This is a genomic window from Lentzea flava, assembly GCF_014648475.1.
Taxonomy (GTDB): domain Bacteria; phylum Actinomycetota; class Actinomycetes; order Mycobacteriales; family Pseudonocardiaceae; genus Lentzea; species Lentzea flava.
This window is the reverse complement of sequence record NZ_BMRE01000009.1, coordinates 118075-139053: the sequence shown is the minus strand read 5'-3', so window position 1 is coordinate 139053 and position 20979 is coordinate 118075. Positions and strand designations below refer to the sequence as shown.

Sequence of the window (20979 nt, the reverse complement as noted above, 5' to 3'; positions counted from 1 at the left end):
CAGCCTTGGTGTCGTGGGACTGTTCACCCTCGACGAAGCCCAGGCCGAGCTGGCCCGGTTGTTGCCGGTGCTGGACGAGATCGTGCGGCTGCGCGCCGACGCCGCCGAGCTGGCCGCCGGCTCGTCGTCGCTGGGCGGGCTGCCGGAGTTCAAGGCCGCGCAGGCACGGCTGGACGAGCTGCTGGAGGCCGTGCAGCAGACCGGGGCGGAGCTGAAGGGCTTCGCGCCGCTGCTGGTCGACTTCCCGTCGGAACGCGACGGTGTGCCGGTCCTGTTGTGCTGGCTGGAGGGCGACCGGACGCTGGGGTGGTACCACCGCGCCGACGTGGGGTTCGCGGGCCGCCGGCCGCTCTAGGGCGCGAGGAAGCCCGCGATCAGCAGCACGCCGATCAGCCCGGCGATGAGCCCGAGCGCTGCCAGGTGGTGCTTCGCGGTGGTGCGGCCGGGCATGCGCCAGAGGATGACTCCCGCGGCCAGCGTCAGGGCGAACGCGATCGGGGCCAGCGCACGCCACGCCTTGTCCCAGGTGAACGGCAGGTAGTCGTCCGCGCCGTAGAGCGACAGGATCAGCGCGGGCAGACCGAGTCCGGCGGCGGCCGCGGCGGCGAGCATGTTGAACCGTTGCTGCGCCTCGCCTTCCTGCGCGACGGCGAACGTCGACACGCTGCTCAGCAACGACTGCAGCCGGGTGACCTCGTCGCCGAGCTCGGCGTCCATGGCCTCGCAGTGCCGGACCACGCCGGGGATCCTGACCTCGCGCAGCGTGTCGCGGGCCTGGTCGCGGGCGCGGCTGACCGCGATCGACAGCTCGACGAGCTGGGCCATCACCATCCGCAGCGCGGTGTTCCTGCGCTGTGCCAACAGGTCCGCGACCTGCCGTTCCATCTCGTAGCGCAGACCTCGCAGTTCCGCGACGGTGTTCCGGGACCCCTCGGCGATGGCCTTCGCCACCACCTCGGCCCTCGTGCCGTCGCCGGGGATCGGGTGGGCCGGGTTCTTCAGCAGCTCGGCCACGCCGTCGCCGGGCCACGATTCGCGGTGCCAGCCGCCGTTCTCGGCCCAGGCCGCCCGTGCCACCACGTCGATGTGGTGGCCGTCGGTGCGTGCGTGTCCCACGAGGATCCTGCGCACTTCGCCCTTCGTCACGCGCACGAACGGCACGGCGTACCCGTCGAGGCTCTCCTGCCCCACCGAGACCGTCACCTCGGCGCCCAGCTCCGGGTTCGCGGGGTCGCCCGCCAGCACGCGTAAGTCCACGTCATGATCTTCGCACGGTGACCAGATCCGTCCGCATGACGGCCGGGCAGTGCCTGTCTCGACCACGGCGGGACGACGAGGCTTGAGGTCATGAAGCGAGCATTGATCGTCATCGACGTGCAGGAGTCGTTCCGCCAGCGGGCCAACTGGGCCGAAGTGTCCGACCCGGACATCGCGGGCAAGGTGAACCAGCTGGTCGACATGACCAGGGACGCCGGTGACCTCGTGGTGTGGGTGCTGCACTCCGAGCCCGGCAGCGGCGACGTGTTCGACCCCGCCCTGGGCCACGTGCGCCTGATCGACGGCCTCAAGCCGCTCGACGACGAGCCCGTCCTCACCAAGACGGCGCACAACGCGTTCACCACCACGAACCTGCAGCAGACGCTCACCCTGCACGGCGTCAGGGAGCTGCTGATCAGCGGCATCCGGACCGAGCAGTGCTGCGAGACGACGACGCGGATCGGGTCGGACCTCGGGTTCGACATGACGTTCGTGACGGACGCGACCGCGACCATGCCGCTGCCGCACTGGAGGACCGGGAAGGTGTTCGGCGTCGAGGAGATCATCGAGCGGACCGAGTACGTGCTGGCGGGCCGGTTCGCGCGGATCTCGGATGTCGCTACGCTGACCGGATCGTGACCAGAGTCGTCTTTCTGCTCGTGCCGGGAGTGCACCTGCTCGACCTCGCGGGGCCGGCGCAGGTGTTCTCCAGCGCGGCCGACCTCGTGGGCGGGTACGCGCTGGAGTACGTGGGCGACTCGGACTCGGTGCCCAGCCACCAGGGCGTGCCGCTGGGCACCACGGCCGAGTTGCCGTCGCTGACGCCGCAGGACCTGGTGTTCGTGCCGGGGTGGCGGTCGCCGGCGCTCGCCGGGACCGGACCGCTGAGCGGCCGGGCACTCGCGTGGCTGCGGCAGCACCACGAAGGCGGCGGCACGGTGGCGAGTGTGTGCGCCGGAGCCGATGCACTCGGTCGCGCCGGTCTGCTCGATGGCCGCCGTTGCACCACGCACCACGAACTGCAGGACGAGCTCGAACGGCGCTACCCGCGCGCACGGGTCGTCAGAGACGTTCTGTTCGTAGAGGACGATCGGATCGTGACGTCGGCGGGCATCGCGAGCGGCATCGACCTGGCGTTGAACCTGGTCGCGACAAGGCACGGACCCGCCACCGCCGCCAGCATCGCGCGCACGATGGTCGTCTACGCGCGCAGGAACGGCGACGACCAGCAGGCGAGCGTGCTGCTGCGACACCGCTCGCACGTCAACGAGACCGTGCACCGCATTCAGGACGTCATCGAGTCACGCCTCACCGACCGCCTGTCGCTCACGGAGCTGGCCACCGTCGCCGGGTGCAGCGAACGGACGGTCACGCGGTTGTTCGGCAAAGCGACGGGCATGACACCGTTGAAGTACCAGCAGGCGTTGCGCGTCGAACGGGCCGAACACCTCATCGGGCAGGGCGCCACCGTCGAGACCGCGGCGCGCAACGTCGGCTTTGAGGACGCCCGCATGCTGCGGCGCCTGCGCTCGCGCTGAAAATTGTCAGACCCCCGGCATAGTGTGACCCACGTGACGACTCTGCCGAACCGCCCCAACACCGCACTGCTCGTGATCGACGTCCAGAACGGCGTGGTCAACCACGCCCACAACCGCGACGAGGTCGTGGCCAACGTCGCCACGCTCGTCGACAAGGCGCGCGCGGCCGGCGTCGAGGTCGTGTGGGTGCAGCACAGCAACCCCGAGCACCTGCCCAAGGGCTCCGACGGCTGGCAGTTCGTGCCGGAGCTCAAGCTCGCCGAGGGCGAACCGGTGGTGCACAAGACGTACGCCGACTCGTTCGAGGGCACCGACCTCGAGGAAGTGCTGGCGGGCAAGGGAATCGGCAGCCTCGTGGTCTCCGGCGCGCAGACCGACGAGTGCATCCGCTCGACCCTGCACGGCGCGATCGTCCGGGGCTACGACGCGCTGCTCGTGAGCGACGCGCACACCACCGAGGACCTGTCCGAGTGGGGCGCGCCCACGCCGGACAAGGTCATCGCGCACACCAACCTCTACTGGGAGAACCACACCGCGCCGGGCCGCACGGCGGGCGTCGTGACGACCGAGGAGGCGTTCAAGCCAGCCGGTTGACGTCGTCGCTGCGCAGCAGCTTCGGAGCCGGAGCACCCTTGGCCAGCGCGACCATCGCGCGGCCGAGAGCCTCGGTGCTCGTGACGTACTGGGGTGCGACCCGCCGCAGCAGCGGGAAGAGCCACGACGACCACGAGTAGAGGTAGCGGTAGATGCGGGTCCGCGACGTGATCCCGTGCCGCGGCTGGATGAACCCGGGCCGCACGACGTGGACGGGCCGGTCCAGCGCCAGCAGCTCGTTCTCGGTCCGGCCCTTCACGCGCGCCCACATCGTACTGCTCTCGGCGTTCGCACCCTCGCCGGACACGTACACGTACGTGCCACCGACGACACGTGCGGCCTCCAGCGCGTAGTCGTGCGTCACGGGCGTGTACTCGTCCTCGGACAGACCGGCCGACGTGACGCCCATGCAGTAGAAGCACGCGTCGGCACCGGCCAGCTCACCGGCGACCGGCGACAGGTCACCGAAGTCGGCGTGCACGACGTGCCGGTGCTTGGCGTCGGTCACGTCCATCGGGGACCGCCCGACCGTCACCACCGAGTCCACCTCGGGGTCGAGCAGACATTCCCTGAGCGCACCCTGACCCACCATGCCGGACGCGCCGAACACCACGATCTTCACGCCACTAGTGTGTCAGCGCGTCGATCAGGTGGCGCAGTGTCGTGCGGGCGTGCCGCAGGTCTTCTGCCGTCACCCCACTGCCGGCGAGCGTGTCGAGCCGCCGAGGTTCACTCGCGGCCCACAACCGCTCCAGCACGCGTACGCCCTCGGGAGTGATCGCGTACAGCATCGACCGCCGGTGCGCCGGATTCGGCTCGACCCGCAGCTGCCCGGCCTCGACCAGGTCGTCGGCCACCCGCTGCACCGCTTGCCGGACGAGCCCGAGCCTGCGCCCGATCGCGGGAACCGTCAGCGGTTCCTCGGACACCACGCTCAGGATGTGCCAGCGCGCGACGGTCGTGCCGTTCTCGGCGGCCTCCCGTTCGCTGATCCGCCGGCTCAGCCCAGCGAGTTCGTACACCTCGGCGATGAGGAGCCGGTAGTCGGTCACCAGGTCAGCCATGTTTGACAGCATACTGTCATTTATGGATCCTGGCGGCATGGACGTCTCCGAGCGGATCGCGAGTGTGTTCACGGCGGCAGGTCCCCGCCCCGAACTCGCCGAGCACCTGGCCGTGTTCGAGCCGTTGATCGGCAGCTGGTCGTTGGTGGTGCAGAACTTCAGCGAGGACGGCACCGTCCACACCACCGACGGCGAGTGGCACTTCGGCTGGGCGCTGGACGGACGCGCGCTCACCGACGTGTGGATCAGCCCGGCACGCGCGAGCCGCACCGACGCGGACGGCGAATGGGGCATGAGCCTGCGGTTCTACGACCCGCAGCTCGGCGCGTTCCGGTCGACCTGGCTCGGCCCCGGCCGCGGCTGGGTGATCCCGTTCGTCGGCAGGCCGACCGAGGACGGCTTCGCCCTCGAAGGCGACAAGAACGGCACGCGGCTGCGCTGGATTTTCTCGGAGCTCACCGCCGACAGCTTCTCGTGGCGAGCGGAGGAAACGTCGCCCGGTGCGAACGAGCCCTTTGTGCGCCAACGGTTCCAAGCTCGACGCGAAACCACGACACTGAACAGGTGAACCGGACCGTGTATCGCCGTGAGCCAGGCCCCGTGCCCGGCCTGCGACACAACCTCCGTCCCGTCAACGACGAGGACGACGCCGCTCTCGCCGATCTCATGGAACGCGCCTACGCGGGCACCATCGACGAACACCTCGGCGGCAACAGCGACGGCGCCGTCGAGATCGCGGGCTGGCGGCCCACCGCCGTGCCGCACGCGAGCTTCGTCGCGGACGAGGACGGAATCGTCGCCGCCTCCCTGATCTCCCGCAACGGCGACGACTTCTGGCTCGCCTACGTCATCACGCATCCGGAGTGGAAGGGCCGCGGCCTCGGCACCGCCGTGGTCGCGGCATCGCTGCGCGCCCTCGACGCGCCCGTCCTCGCCGGCGTCACCGACGGCAACACGCCCTCGGAACGCCTCCTCGCCAGGCTCGGCTTCACCCCAGTGCAGCGCTGACCCGTTCCACGTCTCCCGTCGCGAGCAGATCCAGCAGCGCACCCCGCAACAACGCGAGCTCCCGCGTCCGATTCGCCAGCCCTTCCGGGGTGTCACGCACGTCCACCGGCTGCGAAGCCTTGAGGACCTCCAGCCAGTCCTCAACGGTCGCGCGCGCAAAACCCGCCCACGGCCCTTCCGGCTCCACAAGAGAGCGCGCGTAGGCCTCCAGCCACAACGTCAGCAACGGCCGATGCGCCGGCGCGGACAGCCACTCCCACAGCCGCGTCACGACCCCGGGCCCGGTGCCGATGTCGGCGAGCAACGCCAGCTCGTCCGCACGAGCCCGCGCCAGCAACGCCCTGACCAGCCCGTCCTTGCTGCCGAACAGGTAGAGCAGCACCCGCGTGCTCGACCCGATGGCCGCCGCCAGCGGGCGCAACGACACGTCCGCCAGCCCGTGCGTGAGCACGTACCGGTAGGCGGCTTCGAGCAGTTCGGTCTCGCGCGCGGACGGCATGGGCGCTATCTTCGCATTACTGAAACAGTCGTGTCAGTGGAGGTGTCATGCTGATCCGCCCTCTCGGCCGGCCCGGCGACCTGGGCTGGGTCGTCCAGGCGCACGGCGAGCTCTACGCCGCCGAGCACAACTGGGACGCCTCGTTCGAAGCCCTGGTCGCCAAGATCGTCGGCGACTACGCGGCGGACCACGACGACACCCGCGAAGCCGCCTGGATCGCCGAGCTCGACGGCGAACGCGTCGGCTGCGTGTTCTGCATGCGAGAAGACGACACGACGGCGAAGCTCCGCGTCCTGCTCGTGCACCCGAAGGCCCGCGGCCACGGCGCGGGCAACCAGCTCGTCGACACGTGCGTGAAGTTCGCGCGCGACGCCGGTTACGAGCGCATGGTCTTGTGGACGGTCGACGGCCTCACGTCAGCCCGGAAAATCTATGAGGCGCACGGATTCGAACTGATCGAGAAAACCCCTCAGCACAGCTTCGGCCACGACGTCATCGGCCAGCTGTGGGCCCGACCCCTCCAGGCGTCCTGACCAGCTGATTTCATCATCGCCACACAGTCGTGCAACCGCCCGCTGACACCTTTCCCCTCGCACCGCAGAACAACACAGAGGGGAACCGAGCATGAGGAACTCAGCTCGCGCGATCGTCGGCATCTCGGCCGCCGCGCTCGCCGCCACCATGGGCATGGCGACCGCACAGGCCGCGCCGGCGCAGTACAACATCGAGGTCCGGACCTGCAACGTCGAGGACGCGGGCACCGACGCGAGAGTCGAGGTGCGGCTGAACGGCAGCGGCTGGATCAACCTCGACAACCCCGGCGACGACCGCGAGCGGGGCCGGACCGACACGTACAACTTCACGCTGACCGACCTCGGCCCGATCACGTCGGTCGCGATCGCGTTCGACAACAAGGGCGACAGCCCGCACTGGTGCCTCGAAGAGGTCATCGTGCGCGGCCCGGACGGCGTGACGATCCACCCGTTGCACAACTGGCTGCGCCGGGCGTACACGAAGGTCAGCCCGCTGAACCTGCCGGCTGCCTGAGGAATCTCCGGGTGGCCCGTCCTCGTGGCGGGCCACCCAGGTCTCACAGCATGCGCGTCACGTACGGCATGATCCCGCCGTACCGCACGGGCGAAATCCGCACCACGGCACCGGAATGCGGCGCTTCGACCATCATGCCGCCGCCCAGGTACAACGCCACGTGCGTGCCACCGCCGGGACCCCAGAAGATCATGTCGCCCGGCGCCATCTGCGACAGCGGCACCTTGCGTCCGGCGTTGTACTGATAGCCGCTGTAGTGCGGCAGGTAGACGCCGACGCCCGCGAACGCGTACATCATCAGGCCCGAGCAGTCGAAGCCGATCTTGCGGTAGTCGCCGTACGAGTCCGCGACGCCGCCATCGCGCACGCCATAAGTGGGGCCGTTGTAGTTGCCACCGCCCCACGCGTAGATGACGCCGCGCTGAGCCAACGCCCGGTTGATGACCGTCTGCACGCGACTCCCGGACGACGCCGCGGCGACCGGACGCTGCGGAGCCGGGGCGGCGGCAGCGGCTGCGGAAGCAGCGGCGGCCGCGGCGCGGCGGGCGTTCTCTTCTTCTTCGCGCTTCTTGTCCTCGACCCACTGGTCGTACTGACGTCGTTGCGCCTCAAGGCCGTTGACCTGACCGCGTGCGGCGACGAGCTCGCGTTCGACGGCCTCCTTGTCGGACTGGAGCTGCGAGGTGGCAGCGGCCTGCGCCGCGTGTGCCTCCACGGCCACCTGCTGCGCCTGGTCCGCGACCTTCTTCGCCTCGTCGGCGGCCGCCTGCTTCGCGTCGGCCTTCTGCACCGCGGCACGCGCGGCGGCGTCGAGGTTCGCCGCGACGCCCTGGTCGCGGGTCACCTGCTCCAGCTGGTTCAGCCCGGACGCCGACACGGCCTCCAGCAGCTGGGCGCGGGCCAGCAGGTCCTCCGGCGACTTCGCCCCGAAGTACGCGGAGAAGGAACCGACGGTGCTCCCCTGCGCGTAGGAAGCCGCCGCGAACTCGTCGAGCGCGCGACGACTCTCCTCCACGGCCTTGGAAGCGGCATCGGCCTGGACCCGCGCGGCCGACGCCTCACGACGGGCGGCCTCGGCCTCCGAGATGGCGGTCTCCAGGTCGACGCGCGCCTTGTTGGCGAGCTCGCGCTTGTAGGAGACCTCGTCCGTCAGCTCCTGCAGGCGCGACTCGGCCTGGGTGAGCCTGCCGGTCAGCTCGCCCACGCGCGCGGCCTTCGCGTCGGCCTCGGCCCGTGACGCCGAGATCTCACCGTCGCTCGGGTTCGGCGGAGGCGGCGGCACAGCGTGGGCCGTCCCCGTCAGGATGGCCGTCGCGAGCACCACCACGGCGGAGAGTCGTGTCAACACCGGACATCACCTCCGACCGCATTAGACCAATCAGACTCATTCGGCGCATCTGGAACTAACGCACCGTCAACCACACGTGTCACAGTGGAACACGCGCGGTGGTCCTTTTGGGACGATCGGAGTCCGGCGTGTCGCCGGAGTGGCCTAGTTGACTCCTCGCTCCCGGCCGGCCCAGTACGGTTCGCGGAGCTTGAACTTCTGGATCTTGCCGGTCGCCGTGCGCGGGATCGAGTCGCGGAACTCGATCGACGTCGGCGCCTTGTACCCGGCGAGCCGCTCCTTGCAGTGCTTGATCAGTTCGGCCTCGGTGACGTCCCCGGAACGCACGACCAACGCCTTGATCGTTTCACCCCACTTCTCGTCGGGCACGCCGATGACCGCCACCTCCGCGACGGCCGGGTGCGAGAACAGGCAGTCCTCGACCTCGATCGACGAGACGTTCTCGCCGCCGGTGATGATCACGTCCTTCTTGCGGTCCGAGATCGTCAGGTAGCCCTCGTCGTCGAAGTGGCCGCCGTCGCCGGTGTGGAACCAGCCGTCCTCGATCGCCTCGGCGGTCGCCTGCGGGTTGTCCCAGTAGCCCTCCATGACCACGTTCGACCGCGCGAGCACCTCGCCGGTGTCGGAGATCCGCAGCTGCGCGCCCAACGCCGGAGCACCCGCCCGCGACTGCTTGCGCGCCTTCTCCTCCCCGGTCGGCCCCGGCTGGGCGCGGTTGAAGGTGAGCAGCGGCGCCGTCTCGGTCAGGCCGTAGATCTGCAGGAACTCCCACCCGAGCTCTTCGGTGACGCGCTGGATCGTGCGCGAGGGCGGCGGTGCACCGGCGCACACGATCCGCACGCGGTCACGGCCGGGGATCTCGCCATCCCACGACTGCGCGGCGTCGAGCACGGCGTTCCACACGGCCGGTGCGCCGCACATCAGCGTGACGCCGTGGTCGCGCACGCGGCGCAGGATCTCGGCGCCGTCGACCTTGCGCAGCACCACCTGCGGCACGCCGAGACCCGCCAGCCCGAACGGCATGCCCCAGCCGTTGCAGTGGAACATCGGCAGCACGTGCATGTAGACGTCGCCCTCCCACGCACGCGTGTGCATGGCGAACGTGACGGCGTTCAGCCAGATGTTGCGGTGGGTCAGCTGCACGCCCTTGGGCCGCGCGGTGGTGCCGGACGTGTAGTTGATGGTCGCGGTCGCGTCCTCCGAGGGCTCGCTCCACGGCCGTGGCTCCACGTCGAACCGGAGCAGCGACTCCGACTCCTCGCCCAGCGTGAACCGGTGCCGCGCCACCACGTCGTCCAGTTCCAGCTCGGGGTCGACGAACAACGCCGACGCACCGCTGTGCTCGACGATGTACTTCACCTCGTCTGGTCGCAGGCGGAAGTTCACCGGCACGCAGATGCGGCCGCTGCCGGGCACCGCGTGCAGCAGTTCCAGCAGCCGCGCCGAGTTGTGGCTGACGACGGCGATCCGCTCGCCCTCGCCGATGCCCAGTGCGTCGAACCCGGCCTGCCACGCGCGCACACGGGTCGCCATCTCCGCATACGTCGTCGTCTCGACCGGCTTGGCCGGCTGGTCGGGTTCGTCGATGGTCGCGGTCGTCGCCGCGAACGCGAACGACGCCCGGTCCAGGAAGTCCGTGGTGATAAGCGGTACGCGCATGTTCCGACCCTACGGCCAGGTGCTCGGATCTCCCCAGGACGAGAACCGGCCTCCCCCGGATGGAGGAACCGAACTGAGATCGGGCAGCACCTCGCCGACGGGTTCGTGCAGCACGACGGCCGCCACCGCGTCGTACGGCGTCGGTTCGGCGTTGCAGATGATGACCTGGGCGCCCGCCTTCGCCGCCAACGGCACGAGGCCCGCCGCGGGCTGCACCGACAGCGACGTCCCGGCTACCAGCAGCACATCGCAGTCCAGCACCGCGAGCCGGGCGCGGCGCAACACCTCGCCGTCGAGCTCCTGCCCGAACGAGATCGTGGCCGACTTGAGGATTCCCCCGCAGCGCACGCAATCCGGCTCCGGCTCGCCCTCGGCGACGCGCTTCAGGGCGTCCCGCATCGGGCCGGTCGCTCCACATGCGAGACAGACCGTCGCGTGCAAGGTGCCGTGCAACTCCAGCACCCGATGGGGATCGGAGCCCGCTTTCTGGTGCAGGCCGTCGATGTTCTGCGTGACGACGGTGCGCAGCCGCCCCGACCGTTCCAGCTCCACCAGCGCCCTGTGCGCGGAGTTGGGCTTCGCGGTCCACACGGGACTGTCGAGCCGCGTCCGCCACGCGAGCCTGCGCACCTCGGGATCGGCGAGGTAGGTCTCCAGCGACGCGGCCCGTCCGGCGTCGGCGTCGCGCGTCCACAGTCCGTCGGAACCGCGGAAGTCCGGGATGCCCGAATCGGTGGAGACCCCGGCGCCCGTCAGCACGGTGATCCGGTGCGCGGACGCGACCAGCGCCCGTGCCGCTGTGCACGCGTCCGAGGCCATCGGTTCACACTAGTCCGGTGCGCAGCGCAGTGGGAGCCGCCATCGCGGCAGTGGGCTTGATCACTTCCATCACCGGGACTTTCCTTCCCTGGCTGAAGTCCGGATCCACCACGAGGGACAGTTACGAGGTGCTTTCGCTGCGTGATCTCGCCGGGTTGGACGGGGTGGCCGGCGGCGTCGTCACGTCGGTCTGGGTGGGTCTCACGCCGCTCGCCATGATCGCCGTGGCCCTGTACGTGGTCCGTTTTCGTCGAATTGCCGCGTGCGTCGGCCTTCTCTTTGGCACGATCGGGGGAACCGTGGCCCTGCTGGCCGCGGTCCAAGGGGATAGCAAGGGCGCGTTGGTCGGAATCAGCATCGCCGGACCGGTCGTCACCCTTGCCGGTGCCGTACTGACGATCGTGGGGGCGATCACGGTGCTCACCTCCAACAGGCGCAGCGCAGTGAGAACTCCGGGAGGGAATCCGTGAGCTACCCAGGTGGTGGCGGCGGCCAGTGGCAGCCGCAGAACAACCCGTACGGCGGTGGTCACCCGCAGCAGGGTGGTTACCCGCAGACGGGACCCCAGCCGCAGCAGGGCGGCTATCCCCAGAGCCCGCCGCAGGGTTTCCCGCAGCAGGGCTACCCGCAAACGGGTCCGCAGGGCTTTCCCCAGCAGGGCTTTCCGCAGCAGGGCTTCGAGCAGCAGCCGTACGGCTACGCGCCGATGGGCGGCGAACCGCCGAAGAAGAAGCGCACCGGCCTGGTCATCACGGCCGTCGTCGCCGTGCTGCTCCTCGTGGGCGGCGCTGTCACGTTCTTCGCGCTGAAGAAGTCCGACCCGGCGGCGAACGCGGGCCAGGACACCCCCGCCGTCGCGGCGAAGAACCTCATCGAGCAGCTCGGCAGCGGTGACGTCGTCGGAATCATGGCGTCGCTGGCGCCCGCGGAAGCCGCGCTGTCGAAGGACTACATGGACTCGATGACGAAGGAGATGAAGCGTCTCGAGATCCTGAAGCCCGACGCCGACCCGAACAAGCTCACCGGCGTCGAGTTCAAGAGCGAGAACATCAAGTTCGACGAGGCCAAGGCCGAGAAGATCAACGACCACCTCACCATCAACAAGCTGGTCGAGGGCAAGATCACGGTCACCTCGGACGTCTCGAAGATCCCGCTGACCGACAAGCTGATGGACGCGATCGGCGACAAGGTCAGCCTGACCAAGTCCACGACCGAGACCTGGGACATCACCGCCGAGGTCCAGAAGCGCGGCGAGCCGATCGGCATCGCGTCGATCAAGGTCGGCGACAAGTGGTACCCGAGCGCGTTCTACACGATCGCCAACGCGATCCTCGAGGACGAGAAGCTGAAGTGGCCGCAGCAGGGCTTCGCGCCGCAGGGCGCGGCCTCGGCGCAGGAGGCGGCCAAGCAGCTGGTCAACGCCGCGCTCGACGGCGACCTGAAGACGGTCATCACGCTGCTGCCGCCGGACGAGGCCGGTGTGCTGCAGGACCTCGGCCCGCTGCTGCTGGAGCACGCGGGCACGATGAAGCCGACCGGCGCCAAGCTGAACACCCTGGAGACCGACGTCAGGGACGTCACCGGCGGCAAGCAGGTCACCGTCAAGAAGCTGTCGGTGACGGCGGAGGGCGAGACCGTCACGATCGTCCGCGAGGGTGACTGCTACGCGGCCGACGTGCCCGGCCAGGGCTCGCAGAAGCTGTGCGCCGACGAGATCACGCAGCTGATGGAGCAGCAGGGCGGCGGCAAGATCCCGGCCGCGGCGGTCGAGGTCATCGGCCGGGTGGCGGCGTCGGTCATGAAGACCGGTGTCGGCGTCGTCGCGACCGAGGTCGACGGCAAGTGGTACGTGAGCCCGGTCCGCTCCTACTACGAGCTGGCGCTGACGGTGTTCCGCGGCTTCGAGCCCAAGGACGTCGACGCGCTGATCGAGCTGATCAAGAAGTAGGTTCTCGCAGTTCGGCCACGGCCCTGTCATCCGCAACAGCGCGGTGACAGGGCCGTGGCAGTTCACCGGCGGAGTGTTGCCGCCATGGACACTCAGGTTCTGATCATCGGCGCCGGCCCGACCGGCCTCACCCTCGCTCTCGACCTCGCCCGCCGCGCAGTGCCGTTCCGCATCGTCGACGCCTCGCCCGCGCCGTTCGCGGGCTCCCGCGGCAAGGGTCTGCAGCCGCGGTCGATGGAGGTCTTCCACGACCTGGGCGTCATCGAGCCCGTCCTCGCGTCCGGCCGCTTCCACATGCGGATGCGCGCCTACAACGGCCGCGAGGTGGTGCGGGAGTGGGACGTTCACGAGGATCGGCACCCCACGGCCGACCGCCCGTACGCGAGCACCATGCTCATCCCGCAGTTCCGCGTCGAGCAGATCCTGCGCGAGGCGTTGCCCGCGGGGACCGTCGAGTACGGCACGCCGCTCACGTCGTTCTCCCAGGACGACGACGGCGTCACCGCCGTCGTCGGCGCGGAGACCGTGCGCGCCAAGTACCTCGTCGGCTGCGACGGCGGGAAGTCGTTCGTGCGCAAGCATCTCGGCGTGCAGTTCGTCGGCGAGACGTGGGAGGACCAGCGGATGCTCGTCGGTGACGTCCGGCTCTCCGGACTCGACCGCGAGTACTGGCACTGCTGGGCCGGCGGCGTCGACCAGTGGCTCGCCCTGTGCCCGCTGCCCGGCACGGACCTCTTCCAGTTCCAGGCCACGGGATTAGGCGAGCCTTCGGTGGAGCTGTACCGGCAGATCGTCCGCGAACGCACCGGCCTGGACGACGTGGTCCTCCACGACGCGACGTGGATGTCGTTGTACCGCACCAACATCCGCATGGTCGACCGGTTCCGCGTCGGCCGCGTGTTCCTCGCGGGCGACGCCGCGCACGTCCACTCCCCCGCCGGCGCGCAGGGCATGAACACCGGCATCCAGGACGCCTACAACCTGGGCTGGAAGCTCGCGATGGAAACGCTGCTCGACACCTACGAGTCCGAGCGCAAGCCCGTCGCGGAGTGGTTGCTGGGCATGACGACCAAGATCATGACGTCCGGCGACATGTTCTCGAAGCGCGACGACGAGACGCTGCAGCTGTCGTTGTCCTACCGCACGTCCGACGGCGAGGGCCTGCAGCCGGGCGACCGCATGCCCGACGGGATCACCGAGCAGGGCCGGATCTTCGACCTGTTGCGCGGCCCCGACTTCGTGACGCTCGACTTCCCCGACGGCCCGGTGCTCGTGCGCCCGGACGGCTACGTCGCCGCCATCGGCAGGTCAGCGATCGACGCCTACTTCGGCGCGAACCCGGTCACGCAGCTGCACCACCGCCGGGTCGCTGCTCGGGCCGCCGCGTAGCCGCTCCGCCTCGTCCAGGGCCTCCCCCGCACTCCGGGGGTCGCCCTGGGCGAGCAACCAGTCCGCGTACGTCTCCAGCACCGTCGCGCGGGCGGGCCCGTCCGCGCTCCTGCTGACGGTGTCGAGCGCCTTCCGGTGTTCCTCACCCGCCCTGCCGAGCTGCCCGAGCCGGGTCAGCGCCAGCCCGAGTCCGGCGTGGACGGTCGCTCGGAACTGGTTGGCCTGCGAGCCTTCCGTGGCGTGCAACGCCTGCTGATAGAGCGCGACCGCGTCCTCGAAGTCGCCGTTGAAGTACGCCACCTCACCGTAGGCCTGCGCGACCCGCCCCCGGTCGAGGCCGACCGTGGACGCGGGCACTCCGGCCAGCTCCTCCCGCGCCCCGTCGAGATCCCCGATCCTGATCTTGAGGCGAGCGGTCTGCACCAGCACCGACATCGGCACCAGCACGCTCTCCGGCTCCCCCAGCTCCTCCGCGACCTGACGGGCCTCCGACACCGCTTCGAAACCCTCGGCGAACGCCCCGCGGTTGATCAGCACCATGACCAGGCACGACAGCCCGAACACCACGGCCCACCGGTCGCCCACCGCACGGAACCGCTCCAGCGCCTCCCGGTACGCGGCCTCCGCCCGCGGCGCCGCCCCTTCGCTGAACTCGCCCGCCACCACTCCGCGGATGAGGGCAGCGAACGCCCGCATCCACTCGTCCGGCGACCGCTCCAGCCGGTCGGCCAGCGCGGTGAGCCGGTCCCCGAGCTCGGCGAGGCCCCACACCTGCCCGCTGGTCAGCATCAACGCGCAGAGCGCGGTCGGCAGGTCCTCCAGCCACAGCCTCTCCGCCGCCTCAACGGCCTGCGGCGTGCCGAGCGAGACGAGAACCTGCGACAGCGGGTCGTCCGGAACGAGCGGCGCCCACCGCCGGATCTCCTCGAACCGCTTGGTCATCACCAGCCAGTGCCACGTGCGCGCGGCCATCATCCGCCGGGCCGTCCGCGGCTCGTGCCGCACCGCCCACGCCAGAGCCGCGTCGAGGTTGCCCCGTTCCAGATCGAAGACCTTCAACGCCTCCAGCTGCCGCGGCCCGCGCAACAACGGCTCGTTCCGCTCGGCCAGCGCCACGTAGTACGCCGCGTGCCGCGCGGGATCGGCCTGCCCCTGCTCCGCCGCGTACTCGCGCACGGTCTCCAGCAGCCGGTACCGCTCGCCCGTCCGCACCACCAGCGACTTCTCGACGAGCGCGGCCAGCAGGTCCTCGGTGTCCCAGAGGTCCTGATCTTGTCGGGGGTCCTGAGTAGGTTGAGCTGCAGGGGTTCCCAGCGAGGGGGTACCCCTGCGCAAGCTTGCCTGCCATGCCTCGGGCGCGGTGTCGCCGGCCCGAACGGCAGCACCCCGTCCCGCTGGCTCCTCCGCGACACCGCGCAGCTCACCCGGAACCCGATGCCCACGTTGAGACGCAGGAGTTCCCAGCGAGGGCACATCCCCGCCCAAGCTTGCCTCCCGCGCCTCGCGCACGGTGCCGCCAACACCAGGTTCCGCTACTTCTTCCGCGGCGCCGCCCAGCCCACCCGGAACCCGATGACCACGTTGAGACGCAGCAGTTCCGAGCGAGGCCGTCCCCCCGCCCAGGCCCGCCTCCGGCGCGGTGTCGCCAACCCCAACACCACCACCCGGAACCCGCTGAGACGCAGGGGTTCCCAGCGAGGGCGCACCCGCACGCAAGCCCGCCCCGCACACCTCGTGCACCGCCGCGGCCGTCGCCCCGCCCACGAACACGGCCAGCCGCGCCAGCAGCAGCCGCTCGGCGTCGTCCAGCAGCTCCCAGCTCCAGTCGATCACCGCCCGCAACGTCCGGTGCCGCGCCGGGCCGGTGCGCGCCCCGCGGTCGAGCAACCGCAGCCGGCTGTCCACCCGGGCCTCGAGTTGCGCGGCCGACAGCGAGCGCGCCCGTGCCGCCGCCAGCTCCAGGGCGAGCGGAATCCCGTCCAGCGCAACGCACACCCGGCGCACCACGTCGGCGTCGAGTGCGGTGCCCACCCGTGCCGAGAACAACCTCACAGCGTGGTCGGTGTCCAGCGGCGCCACCGGATGCACCACCTCGCCGGGAATGCCCAGCGGCTCCCGCGAGGTCGCCAGCACTCGCACGTCTGGCGCCTCGGCGAGCATCCGGACGCACAGAGCGGCCGCGGCGTCCACGACGTGCTCGCAGTTGTCCAGCACCACCAGTGACGATCCGAGCCGCGAGAACACCGGCGTGGCCAGAGGATTCGGGCCCAGCGCGGCGTCCAGCGCGGCCAGCGGATCGGCGGCGGAGTCCAGTTCGACGAACCACGCCTCGGCGACCGAGGCCGCGTGGGTCAGCGCGAGGCGCGTCTTGCCCACCCCGCCGAACCCGGTCAGCGTCACCAAGCGGTTGTCCCGCAACAACTCGGCCAGCCGCGCCAAATCGGAGTCACGTCCCACGAACGATCCGACGGCAGCCGGGAGGTTCCCGCGTGAGGAACGCTCCCGCAACACCGTCGCGTGCGCGGATGCCAACGCCTCGCCGGGATCCACGCCCAGCTCGTCGGCCAGCGCGGACCGGACGCGCGCGAAGACCTCCAGCGCGTCCGAGCGACGCCCGGCGGCGTGCAGCGCCAGCATCAAGCGCGCCTGCACGTCCTCGCGCAACGGGTGCGCGGCAGCCAGAGCCTCCAATCCCGCCAGGTCGTTCCGCAACAACGCCAAGCGCACGGCCTCGTCGACCGCGAACGGCGCCTCCTCGAACGCCGCCCCGCGCCACAACGCCGCGTCGCGGGTGCGGCAGAACTCCTCGACGTCGGTCGACGCCTCCAGCCGATACCCCGACGCGTGCGAGGACACCGCGCCGGCGCCCACCGTGCGCCGCAACCGCGACACCAGCGACTGCAACGCGGCGGCGCCGTCGGCGGGCGGCTCGTCCGGCCACAGGTCCGCGATCAGCCGGTCGGCGGCGACCACCCGACCCGGCTCCATCGCCAGGCGGATCAGCAACCACCGCAACCGCTTCCCGCGCACCTCGACGGAAGCGCCGTCCACGAGGACCTGCAGCGGGCCGAGAACGTTGACGCGCATCAGGCTCGCCGCACGCCCACGACGACCGCACCGGCCACCAGCGCGACCCCGACGACTCCGGCCCACAGCACGGACAGCGAGAACCGGTTGTGCCCCAACGCGTCCAGCACCCACCCGAGCGGAGTCGCCCGCCCCAGCGGATACGTCAGCACCACGACCGAGAACACGGCCAGCACCGTCCGCCCGATGGAGTCGAACACCGGGCGCGCGAACATCAATCCCACACCAACGCCGAGCAACGCACACACAGTATGCGCGCCGAGTCCGACAAAGAATTCGCGGGCCGTGTACGGGTGGGGGTTCGTCACCACCGGCCACACCGCCCCGACCAGAGCCATGGCCACCGCGATCGCCACCGCGACGACAGCGGCCGCGGTCAGCACCCGCGACCACCCACCGGCCGACACGACGGTGATCTCACGCCGCACCGCGTCTTCCGACGTCGCCACGACGACGGCCATCCAGGCCGCGATCGGGTACAGCAGCGCGGAAGAACCCGAGTAGGCCTCCAGCGGCCGCCCGGCGTCGCTGGAGAACAACATCCCCATCACGCCGAGGAACACGATCACGGGCGCCAGATACCGCTGCCCGCGTAAGACGTCCGCCGCGAGATACCGCACCAGGGAGATCACCGCACGCTCCGCACCGAACATCCGAGCCGCAACGCCTCGGCCAGCACCTGGTCGCTGCGGTCCGGCGCCACCACGACCCGTGCCGACGACCCGCGAGCCAGCACGGACCGCACGCCTTCCAACGCCTCCAAGGCATCCAGCCCCACCACGCGGCTGAGCTCGATCGTCACGTGCCCACCGGCGAGATCCACCCGCGTCGCCGAGACGAAATGCCCCTCGTGGTCGGACACCAGCGCCGTGCGGTCCTCCAGCAGTGACACCAGCTCGGCCGACGCCGCCGGGTCGAGACCCGTCCACGGCTCGTCGAGCACCAGCACGTCGGACGCCAGAAACGCCTGTGCCAGCGCGACTTTCTGCGCGTTGCCCTTCGACAGCTCCGACATCGGCGCCGTCAGCGACCCGACGAACCCCAGCCGCTCCAACACGTCGTTCGCCGCAGCACGCCGGACCCGGCCCATGTGCGCGAGGTACGACGAAGCGGACATCTTGACGTCCGAAGGAAACCGCTCGGGCACGTAGCCGACGGAGGCGGGCCGGACGACTCGCCCTGAGGTCGGCTTCAGCACTCCGGCGGCGATCTTGAGCAACGTCGACTTGCCGGTGCCGTTGGCCCCGGTCAGGACGACCGGCCCGGAGACTTCCAGCGTGAGGTCGCGCAGCACCCAGGGCCCGCGCCCGTACCGCTTGGAGACCTGATCGAGGAGCACCCCGTCAAGATAACCATCCATGACACCTCTTCCGCTCGCTTTGGCGTGCATCTGGTTCGGCATGGTGCTGGCGATCTCCATCGAGGCACCGCTGAAGTTCCGCGCGCCCGGCATCACGCTCCCGCTGGGGCTCGGCATCGGCCGGCTCGTGTTCCGCGCGCTGAACGCCTCGGAGATCGTTCTCGCCACGGCCACGGCCCTCACGTTCGCGCTCGCCCCGCGCCCGCTCGCGGCCACCGTGCTGCTGGTCGCACTCGCCGTGACGCTGGTCGTTCAGGTCGTCCTGCTGCGTCCCCGGCTGGAGGCCAGGGCCCAGGTCATCATCGATGGAGGGACACCCCCTCGGGCACGCACACATCTCGCCTACATCGTGCTCGAAATCGCGAAACTGCTGATGCTGGGCGCCTTCGGAATCATTCTCATGTTCGCCGGATGAAACTCTGAGTTGCACCACATACATCCCCAATAAATATAGTCGCCTCACTTTTCACACGATCGAGTGAACAGTGGCGACAAACCGTCACCCCAGCAACAAAGATGAGTTCCCGAAGCACGGTGAACGAACCCGTGCGACTCGGTGATACGAATGCGGGTGACATCCCTGAAAACCGGCACGCAATTCTCCTTCGACCTGCTCGCGGGTGCGCTCACCGGGCGCGATTCGGCAAGCGCCACGGGAACGTTGCACGTCCTGGGAAATCCCGGTGGACGAATTCATCTGCGCGATGGCGGAATCATCTGCGTGGAGAGCGCGGGTTCACCGGGACCGGACGCGTTGTTGTTGCGCACCGGACGAATCAGCGAATCCGAGTGGACCGCCGCGCTCACGACCGGCACCCGCGGCAACATCGGCGAAACCGAACTGCACGTGGTCGCGATGATGGCCACGCAGGACGCGGCGTTCACCATCGTCGCGGGCGACATCGAGGACTGCACGTTCACCCCGCAGACGCTCGACGTCCCCGTCGCGATGAGCACCGCGATCGACCCGATCCGGTTGCTCCAGGAGACCTCGCGCCGGATCAGCTCGCTGCTCGCGCTGAAGCACCCGCTCTCCCCGCACCGCGACCGCCTGGCGCCGGCACCCGGCTCTCACCTGCGCGATCTCGGCCCGGTGCGCGGGGAGATCCTCGCGCACGCCACCGGCAGACGCACCACGCGCGACATCGCCTTCGCGTCCGGCCGCAGCGTCTACCCGGTGACGATCGAGGCCTGCCGCATGGTGGCCGACGGCCTGCTGACGATCGTGCCGGGCACGACGGTCACCGCGGCGGGCCCGCAGCTCGCGGTGCCGTTGCGGCCCAGGCAGATGCCCCGGCCCACACCGCCTCCCCCTCCTCCGAACCCGCCGCCGGAGCCCGTTTCCGGCGACGACGGCGACGACGTCCCGCTGCCCCGGTCGTTGAGGCGCCAACTGTTACCCAAGCTGTTCAAACAGACAGAGAGGAAGAAGCCGTGAATCACGACGTGCTGGCCGCCGAGCTGCACGGTCTGCGCGAACGAGTCACCGGAATCACCGACACGCTGATCGCCGCCAACGACGGCATTCTGATTATGGCAGACATGTCCGAGAGCCTCGAGGCCGAGGTCATCTCCGCACTGGCCGCCGCCGATCTCGGAATCGCCAGGCGAACCAGCGAGGTCGCCGGTCAGGGAGCATTCCGGCAAACCGTCGTGTACAGCAGCAACGGCTGCATGGCCGTGTACGCGGTCGGCACCCTCGCGTTGATGGTCGTGCTCGGCGACGAAGGACTCAACGTGACCCGGCTCCACCAGGAGTCACAACCCGCGATCGAACGCATCAACTCCGTTCTCACCGCCGCCTGAAAAGAAACGTGAAATGACGAAGATGAGCAACAGAGCCATGTCCGACCAGATGGCCGCGATGGTCCGATATCTGCGGCAGGAGGTGCCCGGCTGTCTCGCCGCCGGCGTCGTCGACATGGCCACCGGCATGCTGCTCTCGTTCGAGACGACCGAGAGCCACCCGTCGGAGGTGCTCGACCTGCTCGCCGGGGCCACGCTGGACCTCTTCCAGGGCCGCACGGTGACCATGATCGAAGACGTCTTCAAGGAGCGGCGCGGCATCGCGAGCTCCGAGCACTACTTCCAGGAGATCCTGGTCAACAGCAGCAACCTCACGCACCTGTTCATCCGCAACAACCACCACGAGGACGTCGTCGCCGTCGTCGTGTGCCCGAAGTCGGTCAACATCGGCATGCTCTTCGCCTCGGCCCGCCGGGTCGTCAAGGAACACGGCGGCGCGTAGCCGCGCCGCCCTTCCGCGGGTAGCCCGGCGACTCCTCCGGCCCCGGCCGGGCTACCCCTGAGCATGTCGCCCGGAGCTCGCCGGGCGAGCACCGCGGTGACTTAGGGCAACCTG

The 20979-nt window shown here is 69.9% G+C and carries 25 protein-coding genes; 15 read left to right on the top strand and 10 right to left on the bottom strand.

Annotated elements, in window-relative coordinates; all coding sequences use genetic code 11:
* Positions 1 to 13 precede the first annotated feature (13 nt).
* Complete coding sequence (locus tag IEZ09_RS14055; RefSeq protein ID WP_189254105.1) at positions 14 to 355, top strand: DUF2203 domain-containing protein; 342 nt, start codon at positions 14 to 16, stop codon at positions 353 to 355.
* Here the strand turns inward: IEZ09_RS14055 and IEZ09_RS14050 are convergent.
* Positions 352 to 1257, bottom strand: a complete 906-nt coding sequence (locus IEZ09_RS14050) for a hypothetical protein (protein WP_189254104.1) — start codon at positions 1255 to 1257, stop codon at positions 352 to 354. The two genes, IEZ09_RS14055 and IEZ09_RS14050, sit on opposite strands and share 4 nt — an antisense overlap.
* Before the next feature lie 90 nt (positions 1258 to 1347).
* Between IEZ09_RS14050 and IEZ09_RS14045 the strand changes: the two genes are divergently transcribed.
* From IEZ09_RS14045 to IEZ09_RS14035, 3 genes are read left to right on the top strand one after another with little or no spacing between them, the layout of a single operon-like run.
* Positions 1348 to 1896 (top strand): cysteine hydrolase family protein, encoded by a 549-nt coding sequence (locus tag IEZ09_RS14045; RefSeq protein ID WP_189254103.1) that lies wholly within the window; start codon positions 1348 to 1350, stop codon positions 1894 to 1896.
* Positions 1893 to 2795, top strand: coding sequence for a GlxA family transcriptional regulator (locus IEZ09_RS14040; RefSeq protein WP_189254102.1), 903 nt, complete (start codon positions 1893 to 1895; stop codon positions 2793 to 2795). The genes IEZ09_RS14045 and IEZ09_RS14040 overlap by 4 nt, the downstream gene beginning before the upstream one ends.
* 33 nt (positions 2796 to 2828) lie before the next feature.
* Positions 2829 to 3389 carry a cysteine hydrolase family protein gene (locus IEZ09_RS14035; protein WP_189254101.1) on the top strand — a complete coding sequence of 187 codons (561 nt, stop codon included), beginning with the start codon at positions 2829 to 2831 and terminating at the stop codon, positions 3387 to 3389.
* On the opposite strand, the gene IEZ09_RS14030 is transcribed toward IEZ09_RS14035, so the two are convergent.
* Positions 3373 to 4011 (bottom strand): Rossmann-fold NAD(P)-binding domain-containing protein, encoded by a 639-nt coding sequence (locus IEZ09_RS14030; RefSeq protein ID WP_189254100.1) that lies wholly within the window; start codon positions 4009 to 4011, stop codon positions 3373 to 3375. The genes IEZ09_RS14035 and IEZ09_RS14030 overlap by 17 nt on opposite strands.
* A 4-nt stretch (positions 4012 to 4015) precedes the next feature.
* A complete protein-coding gene (locus IEZ09_RS14025) occupies positions 4016 to 4453 on the bottom strand; it encodes a MarR family winged helix-turn-helix transcriptional regulator (RefSeq protein ID WP_189254099.1) in 438 nt (145 codons plus the stop codon).
* A 37-nt stretch (positions 4454 to 4490) separates the two neighbouring features.
* Between IEZ09_RS14025 and IEZ09_RS14020 the strand changes: the two genes are divergently transcribed.
* Positions 4491 to 5021 carry a hypothetical protein gene (locus IEZ09_RS14020; protein ID WP_189254098.1) on the top strand — a complete coding sequence of 177 codons (531 nt, stop codon included), beginning with the start codon at positions 4491 to 4493 and terminating at the stop codon, positions 5019 to 5021.
* A complete protein-coding gene (locus IEZ09_RS14015) occupies positions 5018 to 5461 on the top strand; it encodes a GNAT family N-acetyltransferase (RefSeq protein ID WP_189254097.1) in 444 nt (147 codons plus the stop codon). Before IEZ09_RS14020 ends, IEZ09_RS14015 begins: the two co-directional genes overlap by 4 nt.
* Here the strand turns inward: IEZ09_RS14015 and IEZ09_RS14010 are convergent.
* Positions 5442 to 5960, bottom strand: a complete 519-nt coding sequence (locus IEZ09_RS14010) for a TetR/AcrR family transcriptional regulator (RefSeq protein ID WP_189254096.1) — start codon at positions 5958 to 5960, stop codon at positions 5442 to 5444. The genes IEZ09_RS14015 and IEZ09_RS14010 overlap by 20 nt on opposite strands.
* Positions 5961 to 6007: 47 nt before the next feature.
* Between IEZ09_RS14010 and IEZ09_RS14005 the strand changes: the two genes are divergently transcribed.
* Together IEZ09_RS14005 and IEZ09_RS14000 are read left to right on the top strand one after the other, a co-directional pair.
* The gene (locus IEZ09_RS14005) at positions 6008 to 6493 is read left to right on the top strand and encodes a GNAT family N-acetyltransferase (protein WP_189254095.1); all 486 of its coding nucleotides are present in this window, start codon (positions 6008 to 6010) and stop codon (positions 6491 to 6493) included.
* A 91-nt stretch (positions 6494 to 6584) separates the two neighbouring features.
* Positions 6585 to 7007, top strand: a complete 423-nt coding sequence (locus IEZ09_RS14000; RefSeq protein ID WP_189254094.1) for a PLAT/LH2 domain-containing protein — start codon at positions 6585 to 6587, stop codon at positions 7005 to 7007.
* 43 nt (positions 7008 to 7050) lie between these two features.
* Here IEZ09_RS14000 and IEZ09_RS13995 read toward each other — a convergent pair whose 3' ends face one another.
* The 3 genes from IEZ09_RS13995 to IEZ09_RS13985 all read right to left on the bottom strand — a co-directional run bounded on the left by IEZ09_RS13995 (position 7051) and on the right by IEZ09_RS13985 (position 10833).
* Positions 7051 to 8355 (bottom strand): NlpC/P60 family protein, encoded by a 1305-nt coding sequence (locus tag IEZ09_RS13995; protein WP_229812542.1) that lies wholly within the window; start codon positions 8353 to 8355, stop codon positions 7051 to 7053.
* A gap of 144 nt (positions 8356 to 8499) precedes the next feature.
* A complete protein-coding gene (locus IEZ09_RS13990) occupies positions 8500 to 10014 on the bottom strand; it encodes a class I adenylate-forming enzyme family protein (RefSeq protein WP_189254093.1) in 1515 nt (504 codons plus the stop codon).
* A 9-nt stretch (positions 10015 to 10023) separates the two neighbouring features.
* Entirely contained in the window at positions 10024 to 10833 is an 810-nt protein-coding gene (locus IEZ09_RS13985; protein WP_189254092.1) for an SIR2 family NAD-dependent protein deacylase, read from the bottom strand.
* Between the two features lie 17 nt (positions 10834 to 10850).
* Here IEZ09_RS13985 and IEZ09_RS13980 point away from each other — a divergent pair, with 17 nt between their 5' ends.
* The 3 genes from IEZ09_RS13980 (at position 10851) to IEZ09_RS13970 (ending at position 14170) form a co-directional block, all read left to right on the top strand.
* The gene (locus IEZ09_RS13980) at positions 10851 to 11303 is read left to right on the top strand and encodes a hypothetical protein (RefSeq protein WP_189254091.1); all 453 of its coding nucleotides are present in this window, start codon (positions 10851 to 10853) and stop codon (positions 11301 to 11303) included.
* The gene (locus IEZ09_RS13975) at positions 11300 to 12781 is read left to right on the top strand and encodes a flagellar basal body protein FliL (RefSeq protein WP_189254090.1); all 1482 of its coding nucleotides are present in this window, start codon (positions 11300 to 11302) and stop codon (positions 12779 to 12781) included. Before IEZ09_RS13980 ends, IEZ09_RS13975 begins: the two co-directional genes overlap by 4 nt.
* A gap of 84 nt (positions 12782 to 12865) precedes the next feature.
* Positions 12866 to 14170, top strand: coding sequence for an FAD-dependent monooxygenase (locus tag IEZ09_RS13970; protein WP_189254089.1), 1305 nt, complete (start codon positions 12866 to 12868; stop codon positions 14168 to 14170).
* Here the strand turns inward: IEZ09_RS13970 and IEZ09_RS13965 are convergent.
* From IEZ09_RS13965 to IEZ09_RS13955, 3 genes are read right to left on the bottom strand one after another with little or no spacing between them, the layout of a single operon-like run.
* A complete protein-coding gene (locus tag IEZ09_RS13965; RefSeq protein ID WP_189254088.1) occupies positions 14090 to 17257 on the bottom strand; it encodes an ATP-binding protein in 3168 nt (1055 codons plus the stop codon). The two genes, IEZ09_RS13970 and IEZ09_RS13965, sit on opposite strands and share 81 nt — an antisense overlap.
* The gene (locus IEZ09_RS13960; protein ID WP_189254087.1) at positions 17257 to 17889 is read right to left on the bottom strand and encodes a hypothetical protein; all 633 of its coding nucleotides are present in this window, start codon (positions 17887 to 17889) and stop codon (positions 17257 to 17259) included. The genes IEZ09_RS13965 and IEZ09_RS13960 overlap by 1 nt, the downstream gene beginning before the upstream one ends.
* Positions 17886 to 18617, bottom strand: a complete 732-nt coding sequence (locus IEZ09_RS13955) for an ATP-binding cassette domain-containing protein (protein WP_189254086.1) — start codon at positions 18615 to 18617, stop codon at positions 17886 to 17888. The genes IEZ09_RS13960 and IEZ09_RS13955 overlap by 4 nt, the downstream gene beginning before the upstream one ends.
* Between IEZ09_RS13955 and IEZ09_RS13950 the strand changes: the two genes are divergently transcribed.
* From IEZ09_RS13950 to IEZ09_RS13935, 4 genes are all read left to right on the top strand, one after another.
* Positions 18616 to 19032, top strand: a complete 417-nt coding sequence (locus tag IEZ09_RS13950) for a hypothetical protein (RefSeq protein ID WP_189254085.1) — start codon at positions 18616 to 18618, stop codon at positions 19030 to 19032. The genes IEZ09_RS13955 and IEZ09_RS13950 overlap by 2 nt on opposite strands.
* A 150-nt stretch (positions 19033 to 19182) precedes the next feature.
* Entirely contained in the window at positions 19183 to 20055 is an 873-nt protein-coding gene (locus IEZ09_RS13945) for a MarR family transcriptional regulator (protein WP_189254084.1), read from the top strand.
* Positions 20052 to 20423 (top strand): roadblock/LC7 domain-containing protein, encoded by a 372-nt coding sequence (locus tag IEZ09_RS13940; RefSeq protein WP_189254083.1) that lies wholly within the window; start codon positions 20052 to 20054, stop codon positions 20421 to 20423. The genes IEZ09_RS13945 and IEZ09_RS13940 overlap by 4 nt, the downstream gene beginning before the upstream one ends.
* A 22-nt stretch (positions 20424 to 20445) precedes the next feature.
* Complete coding sequence (locus IEZ09_RS13935; protein WP_229812541.1) at positions 20446 to 20865, top strand: hypothetical protein; 420 nt, start codon at positions 20446 to 20448, stop codon at positions 20863 to 20865.
* Positions 20866 to 20979 lie beyond the last annotated feature (114 nt).